Source organism: Streptomyces sp. NPDC015032, from assembly GCF_043080425.1.
In the GTDB taxonomy this organism is placed as follows: Bacteria; Actinomycetota; Actinomycetes; order Streptomycetales; family Streptomycetaceae; genus Streptomyces.
Genome location: NZ_JBIBVN010000010.1, coordinates 14,258 through 29,413, shown reverse-complemented (window position 1 = coordinate 29,413; position 15,156 = coordinate 14,258). Strand labels below are relative to the sequence as shown.

The 15,156-nt window shown below is 72.1% G+C and carries 11 protein-coding genes and 1 pseudogene; 4 read left to right on the top strand and 8 right to left on the bottom strand.

Annotation, left to right across the window (positions count from 1 at the left end):
* The first annotated feature begins 33 nt into the window (after positions 1 to 33).
* On the top strand, positions 34 to 1,644 hold the full coding sequence (locus ACF08M_RS16630; RefSeq protein WP_392185979.1) for an MDR family MFS transporter: 1,611 nt from the start codon (positions 34 to 36) through the stop codon (positions 1,642 to 1,644).
* Between the two features lie 217 nt (positions 1,645 to 1,861).
* Here the strand turns inward: ACF08M_RS16630 and cseC are convergent, their stop codons facing one another.
* From cseC to ACF08M_RS16605, 5 genes are all read right to left on the bottom strand, one after another.
* On the bottom strand, positions 1,862 to 3,244 hold the full coding sequence (gene cseC, locus ACF08M_RS16625) for a two-component system sensor histidine kinase CseC (RefSeq protein WP_392185978.1): 1,383 nt from the start codon (positions 3,242 to 3,244) through the stop codon (positions 1,862 to 1,864).
* Positions 3,241 to 3,945: a two-component system response regulator CseB gene (gene cseB, locus ACF08M_RS16620; RefSeq protein ID WP_392185977.1), complete on the bottom strand. Its 705-nt coding sequence runs from the start codon at positions 3,943 to 3,945 to the stop codon at positions 3,241 to 3,243. Before cseB ends, cseC begins: the two co-directional genes overlap by 4 nt.
* 10 nt (positions 3,946 to 3,955) lie before the next feature.
* Complete coding sequence (locus tag ACF08M_RS16615; RefSeq protein WP_392185976.1) at positions 3,956 to 4,696, bottom strand: hypothetical protein; 741 nt, start codon at positions 4,694 to 4,696, stop codon at positions 3,956 to 3,958.
* Complete coding sequence (locus tag ACF08M_RS16610; RefSeq protein WP_392185975.1) at positions 4,684 to 5,334, bottom strand: SigE family RNA polymerase sigma factor; 651 nt, start codon at positions 5,332 to 5,334, stop codon at positions 4,684 to 4,686. The genes ACF08M_RS16615 and ACF08M_RS16610 overlap by 13 nt, the downstream gene beginning before the upstream one ends.
* 189 nt (positions 5,335 to 5,523) lie before the next feature.
* The gene (locus ACF08M_RS16605; protein WP_392185974.1) at positions 5,524 to 6,426 is read right to left on the bottom strand and encodes an A/G-specific adenine glycosylase; all 903 of its coding nucleotides are present in this window, start codon (positions 6,424 to 6,426) and stop codon (positions 5,524 to 5,526) included.
* A 304-nt stretch (positions 6,427 to 6,730) separates the two neighbouring features.
* Here ACF08M_RS16605 and ACF08M_RS16600 point away from each other — a divergent pair.
* A pseudogene (locus ACF08M_RS16600) lies at positions 6,731 to 8,353 on the top strand (IS200/IS605 family accessory protein TnpB-related protein); the annotation flags it as partial.
* 25 nt (positions 8,354 to 8,378) lie between these two features.
* Here ACF08M_RS16600 and ACF08M_RS16595 read toward each other — a convergent pair.
* Positions 8,379 to 9,065, bottom strand: coding sequence for a phosphatase PAP2 family protein (locus ACF08M_RS16595; protein WP_392185973.1), 687 nt, complete (start codon positions 9,063 to 9,065; stop codon positions 8,379 to 8,381).
* Positions 9,066 to 9,237: 172 nt separating this feature from the next.
* On the opposite strand from ACF08M_RS16595, the gene ACF08M_RS16590 reads away from it, so the two are divergent.
* The gene (locus ACF08M_RS16590) at positions 9,238 to 10,041 is read left to right on the top strand and encodes a hypothetical protein (RefSeq protein WP_392185972.1); all 804 of its coding nucleotides are present in this window, start codon (positions 9,238 to 9,240) and stop codon (positions 10,039 to 10,041) included.
* Between the two features lie 136 nt (positions 10,042 to 10,177).
* Here the strand turns inward: ACF08M_RS16590 and disA are convergent, their stop codons facing one another.
* Together disA and radA are read right to left on the bottom strand one after the other, a co-directional pair.
* Positions 10,178 to 11,302, bottom strand: a complete 1,125-nt coding sequence (disA, locus tag ACF08M_RS16585) for a DNA integrity scanning diadenylate cyclase DisA (RefSeq protein ID WP_392185971.1) — start codon at positions 11,300 to 11,302, stop codon at positions 10,178 to 10,180.
* A gap of 80 nt (positions 11,303 to 11,382) precedes the next feature.
* Positions 11,383 to 12,795, bottom strand: coding sequence for a DNA repair protein RadA (gene radA, locus ACF08M_RS16580; protein WP_392185970.1), 1,413 nt, complete (start codon positions 12,793 to 12,795; stop codon positions 11,383 to 11,385).
* A 227-nt stretch (positions 12,796 to 13,022) separates the two neighbouring features.
* On the opposite strand from radA, the gene ACF08M_RS16575 reads away from it, so the two are divergent.
* Entirely contained in the window at positions 13,023 to 14,930 is a 1,908-nt protein-coding gene (locus tag ACF08M_RS16575) for a hypothetical protein (RefSeq protein WP_392185969.1), read from the top strand.
* Positions 14,931 to 15,156: the final 226 nt, after the last annotated feature.

The following is a 15,156-nucleotide window of genomic DNA, read 5'->3' as shown; positions in this document are numbered from 1 at the left end:
GGTGTGCACAGGGGACCAGGGGAGTGGGGACGGATGTCCGATGTGAAGAAGACGCCGGGTGGGAAGGCGGGCGACCTGCCCGCCGGGATACCCGGGAAGCAGCAGCGCAGTGTCCGGGTGGTGATGCTGGCCCTGATGATCACGATGCTGCTCGCCATGCTGGACAACCTGATCGTCGGCACGGCCATGCCGACCATCGTCGGTGACCTCGGCGGCCTGGAGCACCTGTCCTGGGTCGTCACCGCGTACACCCTGGCCACCGCGGCCTCCACCCCCATCTGGGGCAAGCTCGGCGACATGTACGGGCGCAAGGGCGTGTTCCTCACGTCCATCGTGCTCTTCCTGATCGGCTCGGTACTGAGCGGAATGGCCCAGGACATGGGCCAGCTGATCGGCTTCCGGGCGGTCCAGGGGCTCGGCGCGGGCGGCCTGATGGTCGGCGTCATGGCGATCATCGGCGACCTGGTGCCGCCCCGCGAGCGCGGCAAGTACCAGGGCATGATGGCCGGCGTCATGGCCGTCGCCATGATCGGCGGACCGCTGGTCGGCGGCACCATCACCGACCACCTCGGCTGGCGCTGGAGCTTCTACATCAACCTGCCGCTGGGCGCGGTCGCCCTGGCCATGGTCACCGCCGTGCTGCACCTGCCGAAGCGGCGGCGCGCCGAGACGAAGGTCGACTACCTCGGTGCCGCGCTGCTGACCCTCGGCATCACCGCGATCGTGCTGGTCACCACCTGGGGCGGTTCGGAGTACGACTGGAACTCCGCCGTGATCATGGAGCTCATCGCAATCGGTGTCGCCTCGCTCGCCGGTTTCGTCTTCGTCGAGACGAAGGCCGCAGAACCGATCATCCCGCTGCACATCTTCCGCAACCGCAACTTCACCCTGATGTCCGTCGTCGGCTTCATGTCGGGCTTCGTGATGTTCGGCGCGGTGCTCTTCCTGCCGCTGTACCAGCAGTCCGTACAGGGCGCCTCGGCGACCAACTCGGGTCTGCTGCTCCTGCCGATGCTGCTGGCGATGATGGCCGTGTCGCTGATCGCGGGACGGATCACCACCAGCACCGGCAGGTACAAGGTCTTCCCCGTCGTGGGCTCGGTCCTGATGGTGACCGGTCTGTTCCTGCTCTCGCAGATGGACACCGGCACCACGCGTCTCACCTCGGGCATCTACATGGCGGTGCTCGGCGCGGGCATGGGCTTCCTGATGCAGATCACGATGCTCGTCGCGCAGAACAGTGTGGAGATGAGGGACATGGGAGTCGCCTCCTCCGCGACCACCCTCTTCCGCACGCTCGGCAGCTCCTTCGGTGTCGCGATCATGGGGGCGCTGTTCACCGGGCGGGTGCAGGACGAGATGGTGGCCCGCGGCGGCGGGGCGGCCACGGCACAGTCCGCGCAGCTGGACGCGGCGAGCCTGGCGAAGCTGCCGGAAGCGGTGCGTGAGGCGTACCAGTTCGCGGTGTCGTCCGGTACCCACATCGCGTTCCTGGTGGGCGCCTCGGTCGGGGTAGTCGCCCTGCTCGCATCGGTGTTCGTCAAGGAGGTCCCGCTGCGGGGAGCGGTCCCGGAGACCACATCGCCGGACGGCACCGGGACGCCGGCCGCGGACGCCGAGGCCAGGCAGCCCGAGACCGTCTGACCCTTCACGGCACACGAGCGGGGTGCGAGCGGCGTGCGAGCGGGGTAGGGCACACAGCACGCGGCACACGGCGTACGGGCGATGTACGAGCAGCGCACGGCGCACGAGCTGCGTACGAGCGGCTCACCCGCGCCGACTTCCTACGGACTGTGCACGAGCCCGCCCGCGTACGAGGAGGCTCCCGGGACGCGCCCGGGAGCCTCCTCCCGTATCCGGTTCAGCAGTCGGTCCGGCTGCGGCCGGCCCCCGCGCTCTCCTCGTCGCCGCTGTCCGGCGTGCGCTGTTCGGACAGGCGCAGGACCGGGAAGCTGCCGGTGTTCGTCGGCGCGTGCTCGGGCAGCCACAGCACGGCGATCGCCCCGCCCGCGCCCTTCGCCGCTCCGTCCGGCCCGGCGTTGCGGAAGGTCAGCCGGGCCCCGAGGACCCGTGCCTGACCGGCGGCGATCGTCAGCCCAAGACCGTGTCCGTGCCCGGCCCGGTCACTGCTTCCGGTACGGAACCGGCTCGGCCCCTCACACAGCAGCGCCGCCGGGAATCCGGCACCGTGATCGCGGATCCGCACCACCCGGCCCTCGACCGTGACCTCCACCGGTGTGGCCCCGTGCTTGGCGGCGTTGCCGAGCAGATTGCCGAGGATCCGCTCCAGCCGGCGCGGATCGGTGTTGACCCAGGACTCGTGCACCACCTGCACCCGCACCTCCGGGTCCAACAACGCGACCCGCCGGCTGACGAACTCGCCCAGGGCGATCTCCTGCAGCTCGGCCCGTTCCGACGCGCTGTCCAGCCGCGCGACCTCCAGCACGTCCTCGACCAGGGTGCGCATCGCCTGCGCCCGGTCCCGTACGAGCTCGGTGGGACGGCCCGGGGGCAGCAGCTCGGCCGCTGTCAGCAGGCCCGTCACCGGCGTACGCAGCTCGTGCGCGATGTCCGCGGTGACCCGGCGCTCCGCCTCGATCCGTTCGTGCAGCGCGTCCGTCAGCGCGTCCACCGCGCGGGCCAGCTCGTCCGTCTCGTCCTGGACCACACCGCCGACGGCCTCCCGGACCCGTACATCCGTATGGCCCTGCGCGACCCTGCCCGCCGCGGCCGCCGCCTTGCGCAGCCGGCGCGACAGCTGCCCGCCGATCAGTACGCCCAGCGCGCAGCCGCCGAACACCACCGAGACCGAGCCGATGATCAGCGCCCGGTCGAGATCCCCCAGCACCGTGGCGGTGCGGTCGGCGAAAGGGGTGTGCAGCGAGAGGACGTTGCCGTTGCCGACCGGCACGGCCGCCCACACGTCGGGCACCCCGTTCCTGAGCTCCTGGACATGCGTGGCACGCCGGTTACGGCTGGTCTCCGCGCGCAGGCTGCGCGGCATCGTCGGGTCGTTGAGCTTGGCGCCGAACCGGGGATCGGCCTTCTGCGTCTTCTTCGCCTCGTACAGCAGCTGCGCGTACTTCAGCCGTTCCAGCTGGACCTCGCGCGCGTTCTCCAGCATCGAGACCCGGGCGGCGTTGTGGACCACGAGGCTGAGCGCGACCGCGATCAGCGCGCCGACCGCGGCGATGGCGATGCTGATCTTCCAGCGGACACCCGTCCGCAGGGCGAGCCGCTTCATGGCCTGAGCTTGTAGCCGAAGCCGCGGACCGTCTCGATCCGGTCCTGGCCGATCTTGGTGCGCAGCCGCTGCACATGGACATCCACGACCCGGGTGTCACCGCCCCACCCGTAGTCCCAGACCCGTTCCAGGAGCTTGTCGCGGGAGAGCACCGTGCCGGGCGCGGCGGAGAATTCCAGCAGCAGCCGCATCTCGGTCGGGGTCAGCGCCACGTGTTCGCCGGCCCGGTGGACCTCCATGCCTTCGGTGTCGACCTCCAGGTCGCCGAAGGCCAGCACCCCGCCGATGTGCTGCGGCTCCGGCTCCCCGTTGCCCGGCCGCCCGCCCGACGCATGGCCGAAGCGCCGCAGCACGGCACGGATCCGCGCGACCAGGACCGCCCCGTCGAAGGGCTTGGTGACGTAGTCGTCGGCACCGGCCTCCAGGCCGAGCACCACGTCGATCGAGTCGGCCCGGGCCGACAGCATGATCACGGGAACGGTCGACTCGTCGCGGATACGGCGGCAGAGGCTGACCCCGTCGAGGCCCGGCACCATCACATCGAGCAGGGCGATGTCCGGGCGGTCGGCCCGGAATGCCTCCAGGCCCGACAGTCCGTCGGGCATCGCGGTGACCGCGAAGCCGTCGCGCTCCAGCGCCAGCTGAGTGGCCTCGCGGATGACATCGTCGTCCTCGACGAACAGGACGTGGGTCTCGGCCATCGGACTGCTCTCAGTTCCCCGCCGGCTGAGCGGATCCCGGAAGACCGGCCTCTCCGTCACCGACGGCTCGGTTGAAATCGTTGTGCACCCGGTCGTGCTCGCTGAACCGGTTGTTCGCCCAGCGGTAGGTGATCACTTCCTCGCCGGAGGGGTACGCGACCGAGTCCTTCTTCCCGTACACCTGGGCCGTCACCACCAGATCACCGCGGTCGATGGTGCCGTACACCGCGGGCTGCTCGACGGCGAACACGTCCTCGTACGTGCCGTTGCTCTGCGGGCGGTACACATAGGTGCCGACGCCCACCGAGTCGCCGCAGGTCATCACGTTGACCACGACATCGGGCGAGGAGCCGCCGGTCAGGGTGCCGTACGAGGAGTCCACCGGGTACTCGGAGCCGCTGCAGGGCTTCAGGTCCGCCCTGACCCGCTCGCTGACCTTGGGATCGTGCTTGAGCAGCGATACGGGATCGACCCGGGGCGCGGGCTCCGCCGGGGACGACGGATGGGCGCTCGGCGTGGTCTGGGTGACGGGCTCGGCACCTGCCGGGCCCTCGTCACGGGTGCCGGTCCCGCCAGTGGCGCAGCCGGCCGCGAGCAGCCCGAAGGCGGCGAGCCCGACCAGGGTCGTGGTGCTCGCCGCCCAGCCGGTCAGGGCCCGGCCACGCCGTCCGGCGGCCTTGCGGCCGCCGTCGTCTCTTCCGCCGCCGCGATCGTCGCCGCCGCTGTCACCGCTGGCTGTCAGGCCGCGCACCGCTCCCGCCCCCGTTCGTCCATGCGCCCACCTGCCTGCGCCCGTACCCGTGTCGTCGCCCGCGCCCGTACCTGGGCGCCGACGGCCGGAGCACGGACGGCCGCGGCCGGTTCCTGCTCCTTCTGGAGCAGGGCCTCGGTGCTCGCCGCCTCGCGGTTCTCCAGTTCCTGGCGCAGTCGCGCCAGCGCGCGGTGCAGCGTGCTCTTCACCGTACCGGTCGACATGCCGAGCGCCGCCGCCGTCTCTTCCGTGCTCATCTGCTCCCAGTGTCGCAGCACGACGACGCTGCGCTGCTTGGGAGCCAGGATGCCCAGCACATCCATCAGGAGGGCGCGGTCGGCGCGCTGCTCGGTGCCGTCCTCGACGCTGGCGTCGGGCAGCTGCTCGGTGGGGACCTCGTCCAGCTTGCGGGCCCGCCACCACTCGGTCCGGGTGTTGATCATGACGCGGCGCAGATAGGCGTCGGCGAGGGACTTGTCGGCGATGCCGTCCCAGCGGCCGTACGTACGGACCAGGGCGGTCTGCAGGAGGTCCTGCGCGTCCACCGGGTCGGGGACCAGCCGACGCGCACTGCGCAGCAGTGCCTCCTGCCGAGTGCGTACGTACTCCTCGAATTCGAGCACCTCGCCCTGCGCCATTCCAACCGCCTCCGTCCCCGTAGAACCCCGTAGAACCGCCGTCAGCCATCGATCGGTCGGGCTGACGTCGTTGACGCTACGGAGCTGTTGTCACGGGGCTGTGCGGAGCAGCCATACGCCTCCGCACGGCTGTCCATCGGTTGTGTAACAGCGGCGGAATCCGGGAGCCGGGAGCCAGGAGCCGGAGGCTCAGCTCAGCGGCAGCCGGTACTGGCCGCCGGCCAGCGGTTCGACGAGGCCGTCCGCGACCAGTCCGTCCAGTGCGCGAGCCCGTTGCACCGGTTCGTCCCACACCGCGTCCAGTGCCGACTGCGGCACCGGAGCCACGGCCTCGCGCAGCACGGCGAGCAGCCGCCCGCGCACCTGCCGGTCGGTGCCGGCGTAGGTCTGACCACGCCGCGGGGGCCCCTGGTGGGCGGGCTTCCCGGCCAGTCGCCAGGCACACTGCCCGGCGATCGGGCACCGTGTGCAGTCCTCGTTCTTGGCGGTGCAGACGAGGGCGCCGAGCTCCATCGTCGCGGCGGCCCAGCGGGCGGCCCGCTCGTCCTCCTCGGGGAGCAGTGCGCGGGCGAGCTTGCGCTCGGCGGCGGTGGTCGCGTTCGGCGGGTACTGGATGCCGGTCGCGGCCCGGGCGAACACCCGGCGGACGTTCGTGTCGAGTACGGCATGGCGCTGCCCGTACGCGAACGAGGCCACGGCCGCCGCGGTGTACTCGCCGATCCCGGGCAGGGCGAGCAGCTGACCGTGCTCGCTCGGTACGTCGCCGCTGTGCCGTTCAGTTATGGCCTGCGCGGCCCCGTGCAGGCGGAGCGCGCGGCGCGGGTAGCCGAGCCGGCCCCAGGCGCGGACCGCCTCACCGGGCGGCTCGGCGGCCAGGTCCGCCGGGCGCGGCCAGCGGGCCATCCACTGTTCGTACACCGGAAGGACCCGGCTGACGGGGGTCTGCTGCAGCATGAACTCGCTCACCATCACACCCCAGGCGCCCGCTTCGGGACGGCGCCAGGGCAGATCGCGGGCGTGCTGTTCGAACCACCCGATGACGGGAGCATGGAGGGAGGTGGGGGGCGTCTGTGTCGCAGTCATGGCAGTCATCGCACCCACGATCCTGGCACGGAAGGGCGGACGAGGGCTCCGCGCACGGTGGTGTCGCTCCTCCTGAGGGCCCTTGGGGTGATAATGCCACCCGTCTGTCCCTGCGGAATCCGGCAACCGGCCCAAGGGGTGGTGGGCTGCTGTTGGTTTGTTGCGTTGAAGTGGGTTGTGGTGAGCATGAGTGAGTCCTGTCGGCGGCTTCGTGGGGTGGGAACGGGGGTTCTGGGGTCGAATGGGTGACCTTTGCGGTTGGTGCTCGTTGGGCTGGGGGCGGGTGTCCGGTCTTGGGGGTGGGGGTGTTGTGGTGGGTGGTGTGCGGGAGTTGGCGGCGCCGTTCGTGGTGGCCGGGCCGTGCGGGGTGGCGGTCCGGGACCGTCTCAAGCACCTCACGCCCCAGGACGAGGAGGTTCTGCGTGCGGTCGGTGAGCACCAGGGCCGTCTGGCTTCCCGTGACCTCAGGGCCCGTTGTGCGGGTGGACTGGAGCACAGTGCGCAGACTTGGGCGTCGCGTAAGCGGGACCTGACCGGGGTGTCGTCGTCGCGGATCGCGGGTGCGATCACCAAGGCCACCCATGACCAGTGGGCGCTGGCCCGGCGTTGCCAGGCGGCGTACGTCCAGATGTTGGAGGCCGGGATCGGGACGCTGCGGCACCGCCTGTCCCTCCCTATCGGCGTGCCGGGCACGAAGCGGGCCCCGGGTGGTTACCGGTCCAGGGGTGAGTGGTTCCACAAGTCCCGCCGTCTCGCGGCGCTGGAAGCCCGGCATGATGCTGCGGTCCGTGACCGGCGGGCCGGACGCGTCCGGGTCGTACGGGGTGGCAAACGGCTCCTCAACACCCGCCACCACCTCACCGACACCCACCTCACCGAGGAGCAGTGGCGAGAACGCTGGGAAGCGGAACGCTGGTTCATCGCCGCCGACGGCGAGTCCGGGAAACGGTTCGGGAACGAGACCATCCGCGTCACCCCGGACGGCGAGATCAGCATCAAGCTGCCCGCCCCGCTCTCCCACCTCGCCAACACCAAGCACGGCCGGTACCTCCTCGCCTCGACCGTAAGGTTTGCGCACCGGGGCGTGGAGTGGGCCGACCGCGTCACCGCGAACCGGGCCGTCGCCTACCGCATCCACCTCGACACCGGCCGTGGCCGCTGGTACCTCACCGCGTCCTGGCAACGCCCCGCCGTCCGGACGATCCCGCTGGCCACCGCCCGCGCCCGGGGCATGGTCGGCGTCGACACCAACGCCGACCACTTCGCCGCCTACCACCTCGACCCACACGGCAACCCCACCGGCGAGCCCCGGCGCTTCTTCTACGACCTGTCCGGCACCACCGCTCACCGCGATGCCCAGATCCGCCACGCCCTGACCCAGCTCCTGCACGGGGCCAAGCAAACCGGTGCGGGCGCGATCGCCATCGAGGACCTCGACTTCACCGCCGAGAAGACCCGCGAGAAACACGGCCGCAGGAAACGGTTCAGGCAGCTGATCTCCGGCATCCCGACCGGGAAGCTCAGGGCCCGGCTGGTCTCCATGGCCGCGGAGCAGGGCCTGAGTATTGTCGCGGTCGACCCCGCCTACACCAGCGTGTGGGGGGCCCAGCACTGGCAGAAACCACTGGCCACCCCCAAACGAAAGATGTCCCGTCACGATGCCGCCGGCATCGCGATCGGACGACGCGCCCTCGGACACCCGGTCCGGCGTCGGACGGCACCGCCCCCACACGACCGGAGAGATCGTGCGGAGCATCGGACCGCCCAGGCCCCACCGGATGTACGGGGGCGTGAGGGAACCCGCCCACCCGCAACGGAACACGCCCCTGGAGGCGTGCTGCCGAACGGGACGAGAAAGCGGCAACCCAGCGCATCCAACACCGTTCGGGATGTGCCCAGCACACATGACTGGGTCCAGGACCCACTCATGCACACTGGTAAGGAACGGTTCCCCCGGAACGTCAGTGCCGTCCGCCGCGCCGCCGGGATCCCCTGCCCCGCCGCCGGGACCGGCCCGCCGTCCCCGTACTCCGCTCCGTACTCCGCCCCGGCCCCGACACCAGGGCCGCCGCCGGCGCCCCGCTGCCCCGTACCGTCCGGGCGAGCGACCGTGCCGGCCGGTACAGCACGGCGACCACCGCGGCCGACACCGCCGCGCCCAGCAGCAGGCCGACCGCCACGTCATGCGGGTAGTGCACCCCGACGAAGACCCGGGAGAAGGCCATCAGCAGGGCCAGCGGCACGGTGAGCCAGGCCAGCCGGGGCCGGGCGATCGCCAGGGCGACGGCTGCCGCTCCGGCGATCGCGGAGTGGTTGCTGGGGAACGACCAGTCGCCCGTCGGCGGGCACGGCACCAGCGAGGCCGCCGCCCCGACGACCGTCCGGCAGGGCCGCTCCTCGTCCACCACCGACTTGAGTACCTCGCTGCACACATAGGCGAAGGCCGTCGCGAGAGGCGCGAGCACCGCCAGTGCCAGGGCGGTCTCGTCCGCCCGGCGGGCCCGCCACCACCCGGTGATGAACAGAACCCCGAAGACCAGGAGTCCCAGCTCCGTCCATATTTCGGCCAGGTGTTGCACCCATGACGGCATGTCATGAGCGAAGTCGGTGATGTCCCGGTAGAGCGGCGCAGTAGCTGAACTATCCATGTGACAGAGGGTAGTCAACGAATCCGAGTGGTCACCTTCGGCGATCCCGGGGGCCCGATCCGGCGGAAATACGGGCCCGAACGGGCCGAGCCGGGATGATGATCCGCCAAACTTCGTGGCCGGGCGGCGGGTGGGGCGGGAGTCGGCGCCGATCTCTCGTACAGTTTGCAGCGTGGGATCTTTGCGTAATCCGATCGGGCCGCTTCCCTCCACCATCTACTGGCGACGGAGGGCGGTGGCGGCGACGCTGGTCGCGCTGCTCGTGTTGCTGATCGTATGGGCCGTCACCTCCCGAGGCGACAAGGGGAGCACGGACGACTCCCGGCCCGGTGGGTCGGGTCCCGTGCACGAGATCACCCCCGGCCCGACCCCGTCCGGTTCGGCCATCACCCAGCAGCCGGGCGGGCGCGACGAGTCGGGCGACTCGGGCAAGGGTGCCGGAGACGACACCGGCACGGGCGCGGGCGACAGCGGCGACAGTACGGGCACCGGCAGCGGACCGGCCACCGGAGCCGGTGGCGCGAGCGGCGACGGAGCGACGGCCGGTCAGCAGGTCCCGGCGGCCTCACCGCTCCCCAACTGCACGGCCGACGCACTTCAGTTGAGCCTGAAAACCGAACTCAGCTACAGCCCCGGCGAGAAGCCGAAGTTCCGGCTGGTCGCCAGGAACACCTCGTCCACCACCTGCAAGGCCGACTTCGGGCCGAAGAGCGCGGTGCTCACCATCACCGAGGCGGGCGGCGACGACAATCAGGTGTGGTCCTCCAAGGACTGCCCGCGCAATGCCGGCAGCCTGCTGCTGAAGGTCCCGGCGGGGTCGACCGTCGTCCACACCGTGGAGTGGGACCGCAAGAAGAGCGTCCCGCAGTGCGCGACGCCGCCGTCGGGAACCGCCGGGCCCGGTACGTATCTGGTCGAGGCGAAGGCGCCGGGCGAGCCGGTGCAGCGCGCCTCGTTCGTCCTCGTGAAGGACTGAACCGCGAAGGACCGGGGCGTGGTGGGCCGGGCGCGCAGTGGACCGGGGCGTGAAGGGCTGCGAGGTGTGAGCCGAGGGGCGGGGGCGGCCCGGGAAACGCCGCGGGGCCCGGTCTCCCGGGCCCCATGAGGTACGGCTACACGTAGCGTTCGAGGATCGACGACTCGGCCAGCCGCGACAGGCCCTCGCGTACGCTCCGCGCCCGTGCCTCGCCGACCCCGTCGACCGTCTGGAGGTCGTCCACGCTGGCGGCGAGGAGCTTCTGCAGGCCGCCGAAGTGCTCCACCAGCCGGTCGATGATCGCCCCGGGCAGCCGCGGCACCTTCGCCAGCAGCCTGAAGCCGCGCGGCGAGACCGCCGAATCCAGTGTCTCCGGCGAGCCGCTGTACCCCAGCGCCCTCGCCACCACCGGGAGTTCGAGCAGTTCGGTGTGGGAGAGCGCGTCCAGTTCGGTCAGCGCCTCGGCGACCGTACGGGACCGCTTGGCGGTCGGCTCCGGCACGTAGTCGCGCACGACCAGCTCACGCTCCGGCTCGACACCCGCGATCAACTCGTCGAGCTGGAGGGAGAGAAGCCGGCCGTCGGTGCCCAGCTCCACCACGTACTCCGCGATCTCGGTCGCGATCCGGCGGACCATCTCCAGCCGCTGCGCGACGGCCGTCACGTCCCGGACCGTCACCAGGTCCTCGATCTCCAGCGCCGAGAGCGTGCCCGCGACCTCGTCGAGCCGGAGCTTGTACCGCTCCAGGGTGGCGAGCGCCTGATTGGCGCGGGAGAGGATCGCGGCGGACTCCTCCAGGACCCGGCGCTCCCCGTCCACGTACAGCGCGATCAGACGCATCGACTGGGAGACGGAGACGACCGGGAAGTTGCACTGCTTGGAGACCCGGTCCGCCGTGCGGTGGCGGGTGCCGGTCTCCTCGGTGGGGATGGAGGCATCCGGGACCAGCTGCACACCGGCCCGCAGGATCTTGGTCATGTCCTTGTCGAGGATCAGCGCTCCGTCGAGCTTGGCCAGCTCACGCAGGCGCGTCGCGGTGAATTCCACGTCCAGCACGAATCCGCCGGTGCACATCGACTCCACGGTCTTGTCCATGCCGAGCACGACCAGCCCGCCGGTGTTGCCGCGGAGAATGCGCTCCAGGCCGTCCCGCAGCGCCATTCCGGGCGCGACGGCGCTCAATGAGGCGCGCATCAGCGCCTCGTTACCGGTGCCTTGGCCGGACTTTCCGGGCGATGCTGCCCGGTCGCTGGCTGCCACTGCACTCCTCCGGTCACAGGTTTGCGGTGCCCTTACGTCACTCATACCGTTCGTACGGACGGGCGAGACCAGGGCAAAGTCTACCGGCGCGCGTTCTCCTCCCGTGGGGCCTGTGCGCGAGACCGGCGCGGGAGCACGCTCAGAGCATCGCCCATGTTGGCGACTTCTGTGACCTTCATACCGGCCGGGATCTTCCCCGGGTCGGTTGGAACCAGCGCGTGCGTGAAGCCCAGACGGTGCGCCTCGGCCAGCCTGCGCTGGACCCCCGTGACCCGTCTGACCTCGCCCGCGAGGCCCACCTCGCCGATCGCCACCAGGTTCTTGGGCAGGGGGGTGTCACTGGCGGCGCTGGCCAGCGCCAGCGCGACCGCGAGGTCCGCGGCGGGCTCGGAGAGCTTCACGCCGCCGACCGTCGCGCTGTAGATGTCGCGCTTGCCGAGCGAGCTGATCCGGCCACGCTGCTCCAGGACGGCCAGCATCATCGACACCCGGGACGTCTCCAGTCCCGAGGTGGTGCGCCGGGGCGAAGGGATCTGGGAATCGACCGTCAGCGCCTGCACCTCGGCGACGAGCGGGCGCTTGCCCTCCAGGGTGACGGTCAGACAGGTGCCGGGCACGGGCTCGTCGCGCCGGGTGAGGAACAGCCCGGACGGGTCGGCGAGGCCGGTGATGCCCTCGTCGTGCAGCTCGAAACAGCCGACCTCGTCGGTCGCGCCGTACCTGTTCTTGACTCCCCGTACGAGCCGCAGGCGGGCGTGGCGGTCGCCCTCGAAGGACAGCACCACATCGACGAGATGCTCCAGCAGCCGCGGCCCGGCGATCGCCCCGTCCTTGGTGACATGGCCGACCAGGAGCGTCGACATGCCGCGCTCCTTGGAGGCCCGGATGAGGGCGCCGGCGACCTCCCGGACCTGTGCCATCCCGCCCGGCGCCCCGTCGATCTCGGGCGAGGCGACGGTCTGTACGGAGTCGAGGACGAGGAGCGACGGCTTGACGGCGTCCAGATGGCCGAGGACCGCGGACAGGTCGGTCTCGGCGGCGAGATACAGATGGTCATTGATCGCCCGGATCCGGTCGGCGCGCAGGCGCACCTGGCTCGCGGACTCCTCGGCGGTGACATAGAGGGTGCGGTGGTCGTCGCTCGCCGCCTTGGCGGCGACATCCAGCAGCAGCGTCGACTTGCCGACGCCCGGCTCGCCCGCGAGCAGCACGACGGCGCCGGGGACGAGACCGCCGCCGAGCACCCGGTCCAGCTCACCGACACCGGTCGACCGGGCGGTGGCCTGCCGGCTGTCGACCTGGCCGATGGGGAGCGCGGCGCTGCTGACCCGGCCGGCCGCGGTGGTCCGTACGGCGGGGGCGCCGCCGAACTCCTCGACCGTCCCCCACGCCTGGCATTCGGGGCAGCGGCCGAGCCACTTGGCGGTCGTCCAGCCGCATTCGGTGCAGCGGTAGGACGGCCGGTCCTTCGCGGATTTCGTACGGGCAGCCATGGCGCAACCGTATAGGTGGGGACCGACAACGCCGCCGGGGGCGGTCCGCGGGCGGCGCCCGGCGCGCGGGGGCGTCCACCGGAGGCCGGGGACATCCACCGGAATCAGTGACTCGGGGCACGTGAAACCAGGATTCCTGTCCCCTTTTGAGCGATACGTTCACCCGTAAGGATTAAATGTGCTGAAGGGACGCTAAAGGCGTGCTCTGTGCTGCCTACGGTCGCCGGGTGACGAGCAGCAGACTGGAGCCCCCCACGCACACCACCGGCGCACACCGGACGCGGCGCAGTGCGCCCCACTCCTCGACGCAGCCTTCGCCGCAGCGGCCTCCGGCACGTTACGAGCCGCATCTCGACGGCCTCTTCACCTACTGCCTCTCCGTGCTCTGCGACCACGATGCCGCCACCGAGGCGCTCGGCGGTGTGCTCGCGATCGCGGAACGGCAGGACGGCCGGTGCCCGGAGGGTGAGGAGGAACGTAAATCCTGGCTGTACGCGCTGGCCAGATGGATGTGCCTGCGCAAGCTCGCCGAGCAGAAGCAGGGCCGTCGGGCGCACCGCCACAAGGCCGGCGGAACGCTGCCGGGAGGACAGCAGGCCAAGCAGCCGGGACGGCAGCCGGCCAAGCGGGAGCGGGAGAAGAAGCGGGCGGCGGGCGGTCCTCCGGGCAAGCAGCCGAGCGGGACGGCCACCCAGGGGGCGCGCGCGGGACGCCGTACGCCCCCCGCCGTCGCGAAGCCGTCGGTCCCCTTCGTGCCGGGCGACGCCCCGGTGGGCCAGGCCCCCGCGCACGAGTCCGGGGCCGCCGCCGAGGCGCACCGCCGCGAACTCGCCCAGCTGGCCTGGCCGGAGGCCGCGGGCACCACCCCCGAGCAGCGCGAGGCGCTCGAACTCGCCGTACGCCATCGCCTCGCCCCGCGCGCCGTCGCCTCCGTCCTGGGCCTCGAACCCGCGACCGCTCGCGAGCTCCTGGCCGCCGCGGCCTGCGAAGTGGAACGCACCCGCGCCGCCCTCGCCGTCGTCGAGACCGGCAACTGCCCCACCATCGCCCGGCTCACCGGCGACCACCGCGTCCTGCTCTCCGCCGCCCTGCGCCGCGAACTCGTCCGTCACGTCGACGACTGCCCCCGCTGCCGCCGGGCCGCCGAGCGGGCCGGTGCCGAGGGCCCGTGGCCGGGCGCGGCCGTCACCCCGGCCGCCGCGCTGCCGGTCGTCGCGGCGCCGCGGCCGTCCGCGTACGTCGCGATGGTGCACGCCCAGCGGAACCGGTCCGGCGGCCCGCGCTTCGACCGGGCGGGCTTCCCCATGGACCCGAAGGACCACGCCGCGCGCCGGGACCGGCTGCGGGCCAGGGTCGTGACGACGACGCTGGTGGCGACGGTCGTCGCGGCCCCGGTGATCGCGCTGTGGGCCGCCTATCGCGGCGCACCGCAGACCGGCGAGGGCCACGACGGCTCCTCGGTCACCGCGACCGAGACGGACGCCGGCCACGGACCCGACGGCACCCCGGACGGCCACTACGAGAACGCGGGCAACGACCGTCCCCGGCCCGGCGCCCCCTTCGGTGACGGCCGCGGCCCGGACGTCTCGGCCGAGGTGATCAGCCCCGGCACGGCGGGGGGCGGCTCCGGCGGGCTCACCGTCGAGGCCCGCTCGTCCGGCGGCACGACACTGATCCGGCTGACCGCCCGGGGCAGCGCGCCGGTCGCGTGGTCGGCCCGGGCGGACGCGTCCTGGCTGCGCCTCGACAACTCCTCGGGGACGCTCGCCGCAGGCGGGAGCACCACGATCCGCGTCCTCGTGGACCACCTGCGGGAGCCCGCCGGCCCCTGGAGCGCGCGCATCGCCCTGGCCCCGTCGGGGGCGGTCGTGGCGATCCGGGGGCACGGGACGGCGGCACCGTCCCCCGGCGGCCCGGGGCATTCGGGTCCGCCCGCCTCTTCGGGCCCGTCCGTGCCGTCGCAGCCGCCGTCCTCGCCGGACCCCACCCGGCCGACCGATCCGACCCCCGGCCCGACGGGCTCCACGGACCCCACACCGACGCCGACCGATCCGGAACCGTCCCCGGACCCGACCGGCCCGTCGACGCCCACCGACCCGGGCGCGGATACCGGCGGTTCCGCACAGCGGGACTGAAGGCCGGGGCCGGACGTCCGCAGGACCGGTGGCGCCCGGCGGCGCCCGGCGGCCACGGGGCGCCCGGCCGGCACCGCGTCCCGTGCCGGCGGACGCCGCGTACGGAAACCCCGCGCGGGGCCTCCGCGCGGGGTTTCCGCGTCGACGGACGGAGAGGCCGACGGACGGAGAGGCCGACGGACGGAGCCGGGGGAACGGCATGTCTGCCGAGTCGGACCCCCGGAAG

Coding starts and splice junctions, on each gene's coding strand:
- ACF08M_RS16630 (WP_392185979.1), top strand. CDS start 34: ATGTCCGATGTGAAGAAGACGCCGGGTGGGAAGGCGGGCGACCTGCCC.
- cseC (WP_392185978.1), bottom strand. CDS start 3,244: ATGAAGCGGCTCGCCCTGCGGACGGGTGTCCGCTGGAAGATCAGCATC.
- cseB (WP_392185977.1), bottom strand. CDS start 3,945: ATGGCCGAGACCCACGTCCTGTTCGTCGAGGACGACGATGTCATCCGC.
- ACF08M_RS16610 (WP_392185975.1), bottom strand. CDS start 5,334: ATGGCGCAGGGCGAGGTGCTCGAATTCGAGGAGTACGTACGCACTCGG.
- ACF08M_RS16605 (WP_392185974.1), bottom strand. CDS start 6,426: ATGACTGCCATGACTGCGACACAGACGCCCCCCACCTCCCTCCATGCT.
- ACF08M_RS16595 (WP_392185973.1), bottom strand. CDS start 9,065: ATGGATAGTTCAGCTACTGCGCCGCTCTACCGGGACATCACCGACTTC.
- radA (WP_392185970.1), bottom strand. CDS start 12,795: ATGGCTGCCCGTACGAAATCCGCGAAGGACCGGCCGTCCTACCGCTGC.